The organism is Streptomyces sp. NPDC058664 (assembly GCF_042716635.1).
Taxonomy (GTDB): Bacteria; Actinomycetota; Actinomycetes; order Streptomycetales; family Streptomycetaceae; genus Streptomyces.
In genome coordinates this window covers 51,288-67,362 of record NZ_JBHXRW010000044.1, presented here as the reverse complement: position 1 = coordinate 67,362, position 16,075 = coordinate 51,288, and the positions used below count along the sequence as shown (strand labels likewise).

Sequence of the window (16,075 nt, the reverse complement as noted above, 5' to 3'; positions counted from 1 at the left end):
GTGCTGCGCGGCGCCGGCGCCGAGGAGATGCGCGCCGCCTCCGACCCGCACCGCGACGACCCCGTCACCCGGCTCGTGGAGCACTGCGCCCGCCGCCGCATGCTGCTCATCCTCGACAACTGCGAGCACGTCGTCGACGCCGCCGCTCTCCTTCGTATTACGGGGTCTGCCGTGTCACGGGGTCTGCCGTGTCACGGGGTCTGCGGCGGAGCCGGGTCGTCGGTGCCGTGGCGGCGGAACATCCGGGTCGCCGTGATCTCACCGTGGATCGTCTCGCCCTCGCCGGCGGCCGCGACCTGCGGCAGCCCCGGGCGCAGGTGCTCCTCCACGCTGATGTACTTCAGCCCGGCCCGCAGGTCGGCGTCGTTGCGCAGCCGGATCACCAGCGGGAACTCGGCCAGAGCGGTCGTGTCGAACAGGCCCGTCGTGTACAGCAGCTGGACGCCCAGCGCGTCCGACACCGCCCGCTGGAGCTCCAGCAGGTACGTGGCGTTGGCACGGCCGATCGGATTGTCCAGGAACAGCGTGCCCGCGTGCCGGTGCTTCTCACGGCCCCGGTCGTTCGACCGGAGCGCCGCCATCGTGCAGTACAGGGCGATGGCCGCGGTGAGCAACTGACCGCCGGAGAAGACGTCGCCCATCTGCCCGACGGGAACCCGCTCGGCCCGGAGCACCGCGTCCGGCTTGAGGATCTCGACGGAGACGCCCTTGGGTTCGAGGGCCGCCTGCACCCCCCGCAGCAGCAGGGACATGCCGTCGCGGCGCAGGTCGGAGTTCTTCTTGACGGCGGCGCGGGTGGCCTCGTCGACGACCTCGCCGAGCCGCTCCGCGAGGGTCGCCTGATCGGGTTCCTCGAAGCGGATCCGCAGGAACTCCTGTCCCGACCACTCGCCGAGGCCCTCGGGGAGCCGGGAGAGCCGCTGCGCGGAGCGGAGGGTCGCGAGCGAGGACTCCACCAGGCCGCGCAGCCGGGCCACGATCGAGTCGCGGTTGCGCTCCAGCTGCTCCAGCTCGTCGGTGAGCACCCGCAGTCGGGGCGCGAAGGCCTCGGCCCATTTGGCGGCGTGCTCGGGCAGCGCGGACGCCGGCAGTTCGCGGATCTGCTGACGGGCCGGGGTGCGGACCTGCTCGTAGCGGGTCGAGTTGGCGTGCCGTACCAGGATGTCGCTCGCCTCGCGCACGGCGGCGTCGGCCGCGGACAGCTCGGCGGTGCGGCCGCGCAGGGAGCGGCGCGTCTCGGCGGCCGTCGCACGGGCCTCCTCCAGGCTGCCCGGGTACGGCTCGGCCTCGTCCCGCTCCTCGTCCGCGTGGTCGCGGAGCAGGTCCCGCAGCAGGGCCGCGGTCTCCTCGAAGCCGCCCCCGGCGTCCTCGGCGGCCCGGTGGTCCCGCAGCAGGCCGCTGTGGGCGGCGCGCGCCGCCTCCAGGGCGTCGGTGCGGGAGGCCAGTTCGGCGGTGGCGGTACGGAGCAGGGCCTGCGCCCGCTCGGCGTCGGCGGGGACCAGCTCCTCGGGCAGCTCCGTGTGCGCCTCGCCGTCCTCGGGGGCGAGGCGCTCCGCCTCGCCGCGCAGACGGCCGAGCTTCTCGCTCGCCTCCGAGGCGCGGGTCTCCAGCATCTGCACGAGGGACTCGGCACGGGCGGCCGCCGCCTGCCGGGACGGGCCGTCGGCGCCGTCGGTGGACTCCAGGAGCTGCTCGGCGCGGGTCCTCACCTTGTTGGAGAGGCGGTCCAGCTCGGCGAGGGCGGCGGACTCGTCGCTCTCGGCGCGGGCCTGCTCGGCGCGCAGGTCGGCGCCGACGCCGACCTTCTCGTACAGCTGGGACGCGGCCCGGTAGGCCTCACGGAGGGTGGGGAGCGCGGCGCGGGCCGCGGGCGCGTCGCCCTCGGGGAGGATGTCGGGGGCACCGGCGATCTCGGCGCGCTCGGCCCGCAGGGCGCGGGCGGTGCGGTGGGCGTCGTCGGCGGAGCGCTGGGTCGCGCGGCGGTCCTCGTCGGCGGCACGGGCGCGTTCCAGACAGGTCTGGGCGCGGGCCTCGGCCTCGGCGGCGTCGTCGGCGAGTTCACGGAGCTTGGCCTGCCAGGCGGACCGCTCGCGCAGCCGGAACGCCAGGCCCGCGAGGGCGTCGGCGACCCGGCGGGCACGCTGGGCCGCCTCCTGGCGCTCGTCCCGGAGCCGGGCCGCCTCGGCGGCGACCTCCTCGGCCTCCGCGCGCGCCGTGCGGGCCTCGTCGAGGGTCGCCGCGGCGGCCTCCGCGGTCTCGCGGGCGGTCGTGGCGACGGCGGCGAGCTCGGCGAGCATCCCGGGCGGGCAGTCGGCGCGCCAGGCCCCGATCCGGGCCGCGAGGGAGCGGTCTCCGGCGAGACGGGCCGCGAGGGTCCGGATCTCCTCGTCGCGGGCGGCCGCGCGGGCGCGCAGGGCGTGGCGCTCCTCGTCGGCCGCGTGCTCGTCGTGCATGGCCGGGTTCGGCGGAACGAGGAACACGCCGGTGTCGTCCGTCGTGTCCCGCGCCGGTACGGGGGCGAGCAGGGCGGCGGCGGTGCCGACGGCCACGGCGGAGCGGGGCAGCAGGGCGGCGCCGCCGAGGACCTCGCGGGCGCGTCCGTACGAGACGGGGTCGGTGATCACGACACCGTCGACGAGCTCGGGGCGGGCGGCGAGGACGCGCGCGTGGTCGGCGGGGTCCACGGACTGGGCGAGGTAGCGCCAGCCGGGGAGGGCGGGGATGCCGTGCTCACCGAGGTACTCGACGGTGGCGAGGACGTCGGGTCCTGGCGGCAGCAGGCCGCCGTCGCCGAGGGCACCGAGGATGCGGGAGTCGTCGGCCGCGGCGGTGCGCAGGTCGAAGAGCTGGCGTTCGGCGGAGGTGACGGCCTGGTCGAGCATGCCGCGCAGTTCGTCGGCGTAGCGGTCGAACTCGGTGACGGTGAGCGGACCCCGGGGCGCGCCGCCGGTGACCTCCTCGGAGGTGTCCTCGGCGTCGGCGGGGGCGGCGGACGCCCGCTGCCCCGGGAGGGGGGAGCCGGCGGCCGGGGTGGGAGAGCCGGTGGCCGGGAGGCTCAGGAGTTCGGCGAGGCGTTCCTCCGCGGCGAGGAACTCGGCGGCACGGCGCTCCGCGTCGTAGGCGTTCCCCGCGGCCTCGGCCGCGTCCGCGGCGCGGGCGGCGGCGAGTTCGGCGCGGGACTCCGCCCCCGCCGCCTCACGCGCGCGGTCCGCCGCCGTGCGGGCGGCCTCGCGGGCCGTGTCCCAGGTGGCGACCGTCGTCTTCTCGGCGTCGCTGGCGGCGAGGGCCGCGCGGGCCGGGTCGGCGTCGGGCGCGGAGTCGTCCAGCCAGCCGGCCCGTACCGCCTCCGCGGTCTCCTGCTCGACCTCGGCGAGCCGCTGGCGCAGGTGGCCTGCCTCGCTGCGGGCGCGCTGGGCCTCGGTCGCGGCGGCCGTGGCGTCGCGGTGGGCGGTCTCGCCGACCTCCTGGAGGGCGGTGGAGCGCTCCTCCTCCTCCGCGGCGTGGCGCTCACCCTCCTCGGCGGCGGCGGCCAGGGCGCGTACGAGGTCGGCGGCCGCCTCGGCGCGGGCCGCGAGGGCCGGGGCGGCGTCCCGCTCGGCCTCCCGGATGGCGGCGGCCACGCGCGCGGAGCGGTCGCTCGCGGCGCGGTGGCGGAGGACTACCTCGGCCGCCTGCCAGGCGGAGTGCATGGTGCGGGCGTCGGTGAGTTCGCGGCGCTGGGAGGACGCGCCCTTCTCGGCGGCGGCGAGGGCCAGGGAGGCGTGCCGGTAGGCGAGTTCGGCGGCGATGAGGGAGGCGCGGCCGCGTGCGGTCTCGGCCTCGGCGACGGCGTGGGCCGCCGAGGTGACCTGCTGGGCGAGTTCCGCGCCCCGGCCGCGCTCCTGGGCGGCTCGGGCGGAGAGCCGGCGGGCCAGGACGCGGGTGCGGCGCTCGGCGGCGGTGTGGATCTCGCGCGCGTGGGACCGGGTCTCGGCCGCCTCGACGATCCGGCCGAGGAGGTCCACCGAACCGGCCGTGAACTCGCGCTCGGCGGTCAGCTCGGCGCGGCGGCCGAGCTTGTTGCCGAAGCCGCCGACGAGGTCGGCGAGGCCGTCGGTGTCCCGGGTGTCGGTGACGGCCCGCAGCAGCAGGTCGGTGAAGTCGGAGTCCTTCTTGACCGCGAAGAGGCCGGCGGCCTCACCCTCGTCGGCGTTCATCTCACGCTGGTAGCGGAAGAGTTCGGGGTCGAGGCCCAGCTCGCCGAGGTGCTCGTTCCAGCGGTCGTGGATCTCCTCCCAGTAGACCTCCAGGTGCGGGTACGCCTTGCCGGCCTCCGTGATCGCGTCGCGGAAGCCCTTCATGGTGCGGCGGCGGCCGGTCGCCGCCGAGGCGCCCTCGGCGGGCGGGCGGGCGGAGGTCGACTCGGCCACGGGAAGGTTGTCCAGGCTGAGGCCCGGGCCGGGGCGGAAGGAGTACCAGGCCTCGGCGAACTTCCGCGGGTCGTGGGAGACCTGGCGGCCCCGCCACTCACTGGCCTTGCCGACGACGACCAGTTCGCCGGTGAGCGTGTGCTGCCACTCCAGGGCGACGTGCCCGCAGTCGTCGGCGAGGAGGAACTTGCGCAGGACGCCGGAGCTGGCGCCGCCCAGGGTGTTGCGGTGGCCGGGGAGCATGACCGAGAAGATCAGCTTGAGGAGGACGGACTTGCCGCCGCCGTTCTCCAGGAAGAGCACGCCCGCGGGGGCGGGGCGGCGCGGCGGGCCGACCGGTTCCTCCTCGAAGAACTCCGCCTGCGTGGGGGCCGGGTGGGGTACGGGCGCGCCGACCCCCCGCAGGTCCAGGACGGTGTCGGCGTAACGCGCACCGGCGGGACCGATGGAGTACAGGCGGACCCGGGACAGCTCGTACATGGCGAGGGACTCTCGTGCTCTCGTGCTCTGGAAGGTCGGTTGCGCGGGGCGGTCAGGCGGGGCGGCCGCGCGGGACGGTCATCCGGCTCGGTCACCGGGATCGGTCACCGGCTCGGTTACGAGCTCGGTCACGGGTGGAAGGGCAGGCCCGCGTCGGCCGCGAGCTCCAGGTCGTCACCGTCGGGCGGGGGAAGCAGGGTCGCGGAGCCGTCACTGACCGGGACGACGCCGAGTTCCAGGAGCTCGGCCATGGCGGCGGAACCGGCCATGTCGCGGACCTGGAGCTGGTAGCGGGCGGTGGTGCGGTAGGAGCCGCCGCCCTCGTCGCCGGTGCGCTGGAGGAAACCGGATTCGGTGAGGAAGGCGGCCGCCTTGCCGACGATGCCGGTGGTGGATCCGGCGAGGCGGCGGGCGTCCTTGGTGGCGCCGGTGGCGCTCCTGCGGGCGTAGATCCGCCAGGCCGCCTCCAGGCCGGGGGCGTCCGAGGCCGGGTCGGTGTTCTCGCCCTGCTCCTCCGCCCGCTGTTCGAGACGCAGACACGCCTGGCGTACGAACGCGTCCACGCCGTTGACGGTGAGTCGGCCGATGTACGCGTCGTCCGCGAGGTCCTCGGGGCGGGGGAAGGCCATGGCGGCGACGGCGAGATGGGCCAGGCCGTGCAGGAACCGGTCGGCGGAGTCCGTGGAGGCGCGGCGCGCGTAGTCGCCCATGCGGACGGCGAAGACCGAGTCCTCGCCGGCCGTGACGGCCATCCCCGCGCGCGGGGACACCTCCAGGACGACGAGGCCGAGCCCGGTGGCGACGGCGTCGGCGAGGCGCGCGAAGGCCGGGTCCTCGCGGTAACGCCGGAGGAGATCGCCGTACTCGGCGTCGCGGGCCGGGAGCAGCTTGGGCTGGAGCCCGAAGGAGACGAGCCGGGCCGCGTCGGAGGCGTCGGCGGGAGTGACGGCCGACGCGGCACCGGCCGCCGGGGCGGCCGGGGGCGGCGGGGACTCCTGCTCGCCCCACGCGTCCGTGTACTCGGCGTGGGTTTCGCTCACGGCTGGGGCTCCTCGGTACGGCTCTCGGTCGGTGTCGGTACGGCGGGGATGGCGGGACGGGGCACGGGCAGCGGCACGGGGGTGACGGCCGCGGTGGCGGGACGGTCCGTGGGGGCGGGCGGTGCCTCCGTGAGCCGTACGGCGCGTACGGAGGGGGCGTCCTGCCGTCGGGCGGACGCCGTGCGGGACGGCTCGGGCACCGCCACGACCCCGAACCGGGGGCGTGTCCCGGACGGCCGCGGAGGCCGGTCCTCGGCGTCACCGCGCGCACCGGTGGGCGGGTCGACGTGGACGGGCCGCACACGGGGGCCGGGCTCCGGCGCTGGTGCGGGTACCGGTTCGGGTGCAGGTACGGACACCGGCTCTGGTGCCGGTGTCGTTTCCGGTGCCGGTGCCGGTGTCGTTTCCGGTGCCGGTTCCTCTTCCGGTTCCAGGTCGGGCCCGGAGAGGAGAGCGTGCGGCTGGGGGTCCGGCTCGGGCTCGGGCTCGGCTATCGGCCGCGATTCCGGTTCGGTCTCGGCGCGTGGTTCCAATTCGGGCCGCGGTTCCGCCCTCGTCGGCTCCGGCGACGGGGCGGACGGGCTGTCTGCGCGTACGCCGGTGCCCGCCGGGTCCGTCCGGTCGGCGGGCGCGGGGGCCGGGTCGGCCGTAGCCGGCCGGGCGGCCGGTACGACGACGGCGGGGGTCGTCGTGGGAACGGGCGGGACGAGGGTCACGTGGCCTCCGTGCGGTCGGCGGCCATGCCCGCCGCGTCGAGCAGGGCCGTACCGACGATGAGGTCGGCGCCCCCGAACTCGGGGTCGTCGAGCGGGGTGCCGTCGTCGACGGCGAAGAGGAGGCGCTCCTCGCCCTGGCGGTAGGCCGTGCCGACCGGAGGGCTCGCCGCGTGGACGGCGAGCAGGGCGACGAGGTACGGCAGGTCGCCGTCGAGCTCGCGGGCCTCGGCGAGCAGGCCGGAGAGGCGGCGCGGGACGTCGTGCTCCAGGTCGAGCAGGCGCAGGGCGCTCGCGAGCTGTTCCTCGCTGAAGCGGGAGTCGTCCGGAGTGGCGATGAGGTCGGGCTCGGGCATCTCCGCGCCGAGGTGCTCGCGCTCGACGGGCGGGGTCAGCAACAGGTCGACGAGGTCGCCGAGACGGACGGAGGCGGGGGTCCGCAGGCCGGTGCCCCGGGCGAAGAAGGCGTCGGTGACCCTGGCGGCCTGTTCGACGGGGAGCGGCAGGGTCGGGGCGAGGAGCTGCCCGTACAGGTCGAGCCCCGTGTACGCGGTGGGGGCGGCGAACGCCTGCCGGTCCTGCTCGGCTCGGAAGAGCGGCCCGGCGTCGAGCAGGCGGGACTGGAGCTGGGTGTGGCGCCGGATGCAGTCCTTCACTATGTCGACGAGCTCGGCGGCCCGCCGCTTGTGCTCGGCCGTCTTGGCGTCGGACGCCGCCTCGGCCTCGTCGCGGGCCCTGCGGATGTTGGTGAGGATCGCGTTCTCGTGGCGATAGCGGTCGGCGACGTGGTCGAGCGCCTCGGCGATCATGTCCGGCACCGTGTGGAGCCAGTCCACCGCGCGCACGTTGCGCCGGGTGGCCTCCAGGGTCTTGCGGAGCGTCTCGGCGTACTGCACGGTCCGGTAGCGCGCCTGCTCGGCGGCGAGTTGGGCGTCGGCGAGGCGGCCCCGGTTGATGAGGACCTCCAGCTTCACCTCGGCGGCGATCTGGGCGCTGGTCACGTCGGTGTCCAGTGCTCCCACGAGGACGTTGACCGCTTCGTCGGTCGTCCGGAGGTAGACACCGCCGCCGTACCCCGGGACCTCCTCGATGAGCTTGAAGTCGTAGTCCCTGCGGACGTAGACCCCGTCGGTCCCGAAGGTGCCGTAGACGGCGCGGAAGCCGCGGTCGACGCTGCCGACGTTGATCAGGTTCTCCAGGACCCAGCGGGCCACGCGCTCGTGCTCGGCGGCGGGGCGGGTGGGGGCCTGGGCGGCGACGCGGGGCAGCAGGCGGGCGACGATCTGCTCGTGGTCGGCGCCGGTGTCGAAGTCCATGTTCAGCGTGATGAGGTCGATCGCGGAGAGGGCCACTTCGGCCATCGCGTAGACCGTGTACTCGCCGGCGAGGTTCGCCTTGCGCGCGTCGAGGTCGTGCAGCGGGGCGGTACAGGCGAGCGCGCGGAGGCGCCGCGCGAGCCCTTCGTCGGCGGCCGGACCCTGCGCGGGTCGCGGCCCCGCGCTGAGCTGGGGCGGAGCGAGGTCCGTCGAGGCAGGCGAAGTCACGGTGCACAGATTAGGTCCTCGAACTGACAACGGTCGAAACGGCGCAGATGAGGCCGGGCTCCGGGAGGCGGGGCGGTCGCTTTCCGGGAGGGCGGTCGGTCCGGGCGCGGAGGTCCGTCGGCCGGCGCCCGGAGGTCGGTCGGCCGGCGCCCGGAGGTCGGTCGGCCGGCGTCCGGAGGTCGGTCGGCCGGCGCCCGGAGGTCAGTGCTCCGGGGTCGCCGGGCTGTCGACGGCCAGCGCGTAGGCGGCCGCGACGCGGGTGCGGGAGTCTTCGAGGTAGCGAGCCAGGAGGCCTTCGGCCCTGGTCCGCTCACCGGCGCGCAGGGCGTCCAGGATCTGCCCGTTCCGGGCCAGGTACGGCTCGTGCAGGGCGCGGGGGTCGTCGACGACGTGGAACGCGAGGCGGAGTTCGGCCAGGACGCCCCGCATCAGCTCGTCGGTGCGCGCGCTGCCGGCGAGGGCGACGAGTTCGCGGTGGAAGTGGATGTTGGCCGTCGCCACGCCGCTCCAGTCCCCCGCGCGCGTCGCGGTCTCGCCCTCGACGACGGTGGCGGCGAGAGCGTCCAGGGCGTACGGCGGCTGCCCCAGGTCCCGTACGACGGCGCACTCGACCAGCCGCCGGACGCGGTAGATGTCGTCCACGTCGTCGACGGCGAGCACGCGCACGAAGACCCCGCGGTTGAGCTCGTGGACGAGCAGCCGCTCGTGGGTGAGGAGCCGGAAGGCCTCGCGCAGGGTGTTGCGGGACACGCCGAGCGCACCGCCGATGCCGTCCTCGGAGAGCCGGGTGCCGGGCGGGAAGTAGCCCTCCGCGATCCGGGTGCGCAGGATGTCCGCGACCCGTTCCGCCGTGCTGGTGCGCCCGAGCAGCACCCGGTCGTCGGCCAGGTTCCCGGCTTCGCTCGCTGTCACGCCGCTCCCTCTCACGTGTCGGGCCGTAGTCGTCTTGTCGGATCGTTCAACGATCCTCTACCTTGACGGCACCGTACGGTACCCCTCCCTCCTGTGAGGTGCAGATGCTCACGCCCCATGGCCACGCCCCGATCGATCTCAACGCCGATCTCGGCGAGGGCTTCGGACGCTGGACGCTCACCGACGACGAACAGCTGTTGTCCGTGGTGACCAGCGCCAACGTGGCCTGTGGGTTCCACGCCGGGGACGCGGCCACCATGCGGCGGGTGTGCGAGCTCGCGGCCGGACGCGGGGTGCGTATCGGGGCTCAGGTCTCGTACCGCGACCTGGCCGGGTTCGGGCGGCGCTCGATGGACGTCCCCGCGGCGGAGCTGGCCGCCGAGGTGGCGTACCAGATCGGTGCCCTGGAGGTCTTCGCGCGGGCGGCGGGCGCGCGCGTGGCGTACGTGAAACCGCACGGGGCGCTCTACAACCGGGTGGTCCGGGACGAGGAGCAGGCGGCGGCGGTCGTGGCGGGTGTCCTGCTCGCGGACCGCACCCTGCCGGTCCTCGGCCTGCCCGGGTCGCGGCTGCACGCGGCGGCGGCGGAGGCGGGGCTGCCGGTCGTCGCCGAGGCCTTCGGTGACCGCGCCTACCGGGCCGATGGCTCCCTGCTGCCGCGCGGTCAGGAGGGAGCGGTCGTCAGCGACCCGGCCGCGGTGGTGGAGCGGTCGGTCACCATGGCCCGGTCCGGGGTCGTCACGGCCCACTGCGGGACCTCCGTGGCGGTCCGTCCGCGGTCGCTCTGTCTGCACGGCGACACCCCGGGCGCGGTGGACCTCGCCCGGCGGGTCCGGGAGCGCCTGGAGGCCTCCGGGGTACGGGTGGAGGCCTTCGCGTGAGGCCCGCCGCCGTGCGCGCGCTGCGCGTGGGCGAGCGGGCGATCCTGGTGGAGATGGCCGGGGCGGAGGAGACGGAGGCGTTCCACGCCGAGCTGCTGCGGCGGCGGGCGGCCGGCACCCTGCCCGCCGTACGGGAGATCGTGCCCGCGGCGCGGACCGTCCTGCTCGACGGGGTGACCGACCGGGACCGGCTGGCGGCCGAACTGGCCGGCTGGGAGGTGGGGCCGCTCCACGCGCGTGTGGGCCGGGCGGTCGAGATACCGGTGCGCTACGACGGGCCCGATCTCTCGGAGGTCGCCGCGCTGTGGGGGGTGTCCGTCGAGGCCGCGGTACGGCTCCACACGGCTGCCGAGTTCCGGGTCGCGTTCTGCGGTTTCGCGCCGGGCTTCGGCTATCTGACGGGGCTCGGCGAGCGGTACGCGGTGCCGCGGCGGGCCACTCCGCGTACCGCCGTCCCGGCCGGCTCGGTCGCCCTGGCGGGGCCGTACACGGGGGTGTACCCGCGCTCCTCCCCCGGCGGCTGGCAGTTGATCGGCACGACGGACGCGGTGCTCTGGGACACCGGCCGGGAACCGGCGGCGCTGCTCGCCCCCGGCACCCGCGTCCGGTTCACGGCGACGGACGTCGCGACGGAGGGCGGGCGATGACCGATGGGGCCTTCGCCGTGGTACGGGCCGGGGCGCTGACGACCGTGCAGGACCTGGGGCGTACCGGCCACGCGCATCTCGGCGTACCTCGCTCGGGCGCCCTCGACCCGGCGGCCGTACGGCTCGTGAACCGGCTCGTCGGCAACCCGGAGACGGCCGCCGTCCTGGAGACCACCGTCAACGGCTGTGCCGTGCGGCCCCGGTGCGCCGTGACCGTCGCGGTGGGCGGCGCGCCCTGCCCGGTCCGGGTGGACGGACGCCCCGCCGCCTGGGGAACGGCGGTACGGGTGGCGGCCGGGTCCGTCCTGGAGGTCGGCGCCGCCGTGCGCGGGGTACGCGCGTACGTGGCGTTCGGCGGCGGGGTCGGCGTCGAGCCGGTGCTCGGCAGCCGCTCCACCGACCTGCTGTCGGGACTGGGTCCCGCGCCGCTCGCGGACGGAGCGGTCCTGCCGCTGGGGCCGCGCCCGGACGCGGCCGCGGGGGGACCGGTCGACGCTCCGCCGTGGCCGGGCCCGCCGGACGAACTCGTGCTGCGGGTCCGGCTCGGGCCCCGGGACGACTGGTTCACCACCGGGGCGCTCCGTACCCTCGCCACGCGCGCGTACCGGGTGTCGCCGGCGAGCAACCGCATCGGACTGCGGCTCGAAGGTCCGGCCCTCGACCGGGCCCTGCCGGGAGAGCTGGCGAGCGAGGGCATGGTCCTCGGCGCGGTCCAGGTACCGCCGGACGGGCGGCCCGTGGTGTTCCTCGCGGACCATCCGACCACCGGGGGCTATCCGGTGGTCGGGGTGGTCCGGGAGGCCGACCTGGGAGCCGCGGCGCAGGCGGCGCCGGGGACTCCGGTGCGGTTCATCCCGGTGCGCTGAGGGCGTCCGGGGGCGGTGGTCCGGCCGGCGGGCCGTAGCCCCCGCCGCCGGGGGTGCGCACGACCAGGACGTCATCGGGGCCGACCTCCGTGGTCGCGGCGCCGCCGAGACGCTCGACGGTGCCGTCGGCGCGTTCCACGAGGTTCTCGCCCAGGGCGCCCGGCTCGCCGCCCGCCATGCCGTACGGGGGGACCCTGCGGTGTCCGGTGAGGAGGGCCACCGTCATCGGTTCCAGGAACCGGATGCGGCGTTCCACCCCGCGGCCGCCCCGCCACCGGCCGCGCCCGCCGCCGTCGTCCCGTACCGCGAACGAGTCGATCCGGACCGGAAGCCGCCACTCCAGGATCTCGGGGTCGGTGAGTCGCGAGTTGGTCATGTGGGTCTGGACGGCGTCGGCGCCGTCGAAGCCGTCGCCCGCGCCCGAGCCGCTGGCGACGGTCTCGTAGTACTGCACGCGCGCGTTGCCGAAGGTGACGTTGTTCATGGTGCCGGAGCCCTCTGCCTGGACCCCGAGGGCCGCGTAGAGCGCGCCGGTGACGGCCTGGGACGTCTCGACGTTCCCGGCGACGGTGGCGGCCGGGGGGACGGGGGCGAGCATGGAGCCGGGCGGGACGCGGATCTCCAGGGGTTCCAGGCAGCCGCTGTTGAGCGGGATGTCCTCGTCGACGAGGGTGCGGAAGACGTACAGGACGGCGGCCGTGACGACGGCCGTGGGCGCGTTGGCGTTGCCGGGCAGCTGCGGGGAGGTCCCGGCGAAGTCGAGGACGGCGGAGCGCCGTTCGCGGTCGACGCGGACCGCGACCCGGATGACCGCGCCGCCGTCGGTCTCGTAGCGGTACGCGCCGTCGTCCAGGCGCGCGACGATGCGGCGCACGGACTCCTCGGCGTTGGCGCGGACGTGCCGCATGTAGGCCTGGACGACGTCGAGCCCGAACTCGTCGACGGTTCGGCGCAGTTCCTCGATTCCCTTCTCGTTGGCCGCGATCTGGGCGCGCAGGTCGGCGAGGTTGGTGTCCGGGTCGCGGGAGGGGTGACGGGCGCCGGTGAGCAGGGCCCGTGTCTCGGCCTCGCGCAGCCGTCCGTCCCGTACGAGCAACCAGTCGTCGAAGAGGACGCCCTCCTCGTCGACGGTCCGGCTGAAGGCGGGCATGGAGCCGGGGGTGATCCCGCCGATCTCGGCGTGGTGGCCGCGCGAGGCGACCAGGAAGCGGAGTTCGCCGCCCGCGGCGCCGAACACGGGGGTCACGACGGTGACGTCGGGCAGGTGGGTGCCGCCGTGGTACGGGTCGTTGATCGCGTACACGTCGCCGGGGCGCAGGTCGTCGGCGCGCCGCCGCAGGACCTCCTTGATGGACTCGCCCATGGAGCCGAGGTGGACGGGGATGTGGGGCGCGTTGGCGATGAGGTTGCCCTCGGCGTCGAAGAGGGCGCAGGAGAAGTCGAGGCGTTCCTTGATGTTGACGGACTGGGCGGTGTTCTCCAGGCGGACGCCCATCTGCTCGGCGATGGACATGAAGAGGTTGTTGAAGACCTCCAGGAGGACGGGGTCGACGTCCGTGCCGGCCGCCACGCGCGTGGGGCGCGGAGCGACGCGGCGCAGGACGAGGTGCCCGGTGTCGGCCGCGGTGGCCCGCCAGCCGTCGTCGACGACGGTGGTGGCGTCGGCCTCGGCGAGGATCGCGGGTCCGTCCACGGTGTCGCCGGGCCGCAGGCCCTCCCGCCGGTACAGGGGGGCGTCGTGGTGCGCGCCGGCGCTGTACGTCCGGACGGTCGCGCGGGGTGTGAGGCCGCCTGTCCGTCCGTTCGGGGGCATCGGGTCGGCCCGGTCGGAGCCGTGCGGGTCCGTGCGGCCGACGGCCTCCACGGAGACGGCCTCGACGACGAGGGGCCGGTCCAGGGTGAAGGCGTACCGGGCCCGGTGAGCCGCTGTGAACGCGGTTCTCAGTTCCTCGGGGGACGCGAGGTCGACCTGGAGGCTCGCGTCGGTCCCCGCGTACCGCAGGAGTACGCGCGCGTGGGTCGTGATCGCCGTGTCGGGCAGGCCGTCGGCGCGCAGCTCCGCACGGGTCAGCCCGGCGAGTTCGGCGCGGAGGGCCCGCACGCGCGCGGGGGTGCCGGGGGCGTCGAGTTCGGCCTCGACGGACCGCTCCCGCATGGCGGTGGCGTCCGCGAGCCCGATGCCGTACGCGGAGAGCACTCCGGCCAGCGGGGGTACGAGGACGGTGTCGATGCCCAGGGCGTCGGCCACGGCGCAGGCGTGCTGGCCGCCGGCGCCGCCGAAGCTGGTGAGGGCGTACCGGGTGACGTCGTGGCCCTGTTGCACGGAGATCTTCTTGACGGCGTTGGCCATGTTGAGGACGGCGATCTCCAGGAAGCCCGCGGCCACCTGCTCGGGGGTGCGGCCGCCCCCGACCTCCCCGGCGAGGGCCGTGAACCGTTCCCTCACGACGTCGGCGTCCAGGGGCCGGTCGCCGGACTCGCCGAAGACCGCGGGGAAGTGTGCGGGCTGGACGCGGCCCAGCATGACGTTGGCGTCGGTGACCGTGAGGGGTCCACCCCTGCGGTAGCAGGCGGGTCCGGGGTCGGCGCCCGCCGAGTCGGGGCCCACACGGTAGCGGCGTCCGTCGAAGTGGAGGACGGACCCGCCGCCCGCCGCGACGGTGTGGATGCTCATCATCGGTGCCCGCATCCGAACCCCTGCGACCTGTGTACCGAGTTCGCGCTCGAAGGCGCCGGCGTAGTGCGACACGTCGGTGGAGGTGCCGCCCATGTCGAAGCCGATGACCCGCTCGTGTCCCGCCCGCGCCGAGGTGCGTGCCATGCCGACGACACCGCCGGCCGGCCCCGACAGGACGGCGTCCTTGCCCCGGAAGTGGGCCGCCTCGCGCAGTCCCCCGTTGGACTGCATGAACATGAGGCGGATTCCGGCGAGTTCACGGGCGACCTCGTCGACGTACCGGCGCAGGATCGGTGAGAGGTAGGCGTCGACGACGGTCGTGTCGCCGCGCGGGACGAGCTTGATGAGCGGGCTCACCTCGTACGAGCAGCTGATCTGGGGGAACCCCGTGTCACGGGCGATCTCGGCGATGCGGGCCTCGTGTGCCGGGTGGCGGTAGCCGTGCAGGAGGACGACGGCGGCGGAGCGGAATCCGTCGCGGTGGGCGGCGGCGAGCGCCTCGGTGACGGCGGGCTCGTCCAGGGGCCGGACGACGTGCCCGTGGGCGTCGACCCGCTCGGGGACCTCGATCACGCGCGCGTACACCGCTTCGGGGAGCACGATGTGGCGGTCGAAGAGCCGGGGCCGGTTCTGGTACGCGATGCGGAGCGCGTCGCGGAAGCCCTCGGTGACGAGGAGGACGGTCGGTTCGCCGCGCCGCTCGAGGAGGGCGTTGGTGGCGACGGTGGTCCCCATCTTGACGACGGCGATCCGGTCGGCGGGGACGGGTTCGTCCGGGGCGAGCCCGAGGAGGAGGCGGATTCCGGCGACGGCGGCGTCCTGCTGACGGGCGGGGGCGTGGGAGAGCAGCTTGCGGGTGACGAGCCGGCCGTCCGGCCGCCTGCCCACGATGTCGGTGAAGGTGCCGCCCCGGTCGATCCAGAACTCCCAGCGCCCGTTCATCTCCCCATTGTGGCCGCGAGCGCGGCGGCGAGGGCGGCGTCCGCGCGCGCGTCGAGGGGAGCGGGGCCGGTGCCGTCGGCCCAGTGGCGCAGTTCGGCACCGGCGAGCAGCAGGAGCTGCGGGAGCAGGTCGTGGCTGCGGCGGACGAGCCAGCCGGTGCCGGCCGTGGCGAGCCGGAGCACGGCCTCGGCGCGGGTCGGAGGCGGCTGGGCGGGCTCCCGCGCGGGCGGCACGCCGTGTGCGAGTCCCCGTTCGGCGAGGAGCCGGTGGAAGCCCGCGGCGACGGCCCGGTGGCCGCGCTCGCCGGGGTGGAGCCGGTCGGCGCTCCACAGGGCGCGGTCCTCGGTCCAGGTGTCGTCGGCGAGGTGCAGGTGGACGGCCCCGTAGCGGGCGGAGAGGGCGTGCACCACGGCGTTGACGGACCGCTGGCGGCGGGCGAGCGGGCGCGCCAGTGGCGGCGGCAGCCCGAGCATCCGGCCGGGATCGGGCAGACAGGCGGTCAGGAGTACGGCTCCGGCGGCGTCGAGGTCGGCGCAGACGCGGTCCAGGTGCCGGGCGAGGAACGCGATGTCGAAGGTGCGGCGCAGGGTGTCGTTGACCCCGACGACGACGGAGGCGAGGTGCGGCCGGAAGGCGAGGGCGCGGGGAGCCTGCCGCTCGGCGACGTCCCCGCTGAGGGCGCCGCTGACGGCGAGGTTCAGGAACGCGGTCCGCTGTCCCTCGGCCGGGAGTGCGTCGGCGAGCAGCGGCGCCCAGCCGCGCCAGGCCCCGTCCACCCGGTCCCCGACGCCCTCGCTGAGCGAGTCCCCGAGCACGGCGAACCGGAGGACGCCGAAGGCACCGGGGTCGTCACCGGGTCGGGGCGCGTGGCCGGGGCCAGGAGCGGAGCGGGGCGCGGGACCGGGGCGGGGCGCGGGGACGCGGACGGGACGCGTACCGGCTCCGGGGCCTGGGCCTGGGCGGC

Annotated in this window: 10 protein-coding genes; 3 read left to right on the top strand and 7 right to left on the bottom strand. The window is 75.8% G+C overall.

Annotated elements, in window-relative coordinates:
- Window positions 1-191: 191 nt before the first annotated feature.
- From ACFWUY_RS29580 to ACFWUY_RS29560, 5 genes are all read right to left on the bottom strand, one after another.
- Complete coding sequence (locus ACFWUY_RS29580) at window positions 192-4,889, bottom strand: hypothetical protein (RefSeq protein ID WP_384116445.1); 4,698 nt, start codon at window positions 4,887-4,889, stop codon at window positions 192-194.
- A gap of 128 nt (window positions 4,890-5,017) precedes the next feature.
- Window positions 5,018-5,929, bottom strand: a complete 912-nt coding sequence (locus ACFWUY_RS29575) for a hypothetical protein (protein ID WP_384116439.1) — start codon at window positions 5,927-5,929, stop codon at window positions 5,018-5,020.
- Window positions 5,926-6,231: a hypothetical protein gene (locus tag ACFWUY_RS29570; RefSeq protein WP_384116433.1), complete on the bottom strand. Its 306-nt coding sequence runs from the start codon at window positions 6,229-6,231 to the stop codon at window positions 5,926-5,928. Before ACFWUY_RS29570 ends, ACFWUY_RS29575 begins: the two co-directional genes overlap by 4 nt.
- A 410-nt stretch (window positions 6,232-6,641) precedes the next feature.
- Window positions 6,642-8,186, bottom strand: a complete 1,545-nt coding sequence (locus ACFWUY_RS29565; protein WP_384116428.1) for a hypothetical protein — start codon at window positions 8,184-8,186, stop codon at window positions 6,642-6,644.
- Window positions 8,187-8,387: 201 nt separating this feature from the next.
- Entirely contained in the window at window positions 8,388-9,098 is a 711-nt protein-coding gene (locus tag ACFWUY_RS29560) for a GntR family transcriptional regulator (protein WP_384116423.1), read from the bottom strand.
- A 104-nt stretch (window positions 9,099-9,202) separates the two neighbouring features.
- Between ACFWUY_RS29560 and ACFWUY_RS29555 the strand changes: the two genes are divergently transcribed.
- The 3 genes from ACFWUY_RS29555 to ACFWUY_RS29545 are packed head-to-tail and all read left to right on the top strand — an operon-like array spanning window position 9,203 to window position 11,492.
- A complete protein-coding gene (locus tag ACFWUY_RS29555) occupies window positions 9,203-9,979 on the top strand; it encodes a LamB/YcsF family protein (protein WP_384116417.1) in 777 nt (258 codons plus the stop codon).
- Between the two features lie 11 nt (window positions 9,980-9,990).
- Window positions 9,991-10,626, top strand: coding sequence for a 5-oxoprolinase subunit PxpB (gene pxpB, locus ACFWUY_RS29550; RefSeq protein ID WP_384116465.1), 636 nt, complete (start codon window positions 9,991-9,993; stop codon window positions 10,624-10,626).
- The gene (locus ACFWUY_RS29545) at window positions 10,623-11,492 is read left to right on the top strand and encodes a biotin-dependent carboxyltransferase family protein (RefSeq protein WP_384116411.1); all 870 of its coding nucleotides are present in this window, start codon (window positions 10,623-10,625) and stop codon (window positions 11,490-11,492) included. Before pxpB ends, ACFWUY_RS29545 begins: the two co-directional genes overlap by 4 nt.
- Here the strand turns inward: ACFWUY_RS29545 and ACFWUY_RS29540 are convergent.
- The gene (locus ACFWUY_RS29540) at window positions 11,476-15,111 is read right to left on the bottom strand and encodes a hydantoinase B/oxoprolinase family protein (RefSeq protein WP_384116407.1); all 3,636 of its coding nucleotides are present in this window, start codon (window positions 15,109-15,111) and stop codon (window positions 11,476-11,478) included. The genes ACFWUY_RS29545 and ACFWUY_RS29540 overlap by 17 nt on opposite strands.
- A complete protein-coding gene (locus ACFWUY_RS29535; RefSeq protein ID WP_384116462.1) occupies window positions 15,108-15,926 on the bottom strand; it encodes an SGNH/GDSL hydrolase family protein in 819 nt (272 codons plus the stop codon). Before ACFWUY_RS29535 ends, ACFWUY_RS29540 begins: the two co-directional genes overlap by 4 nt.
- Window positions 15,927-16,075: the final 149 nt, after the last annotated feature.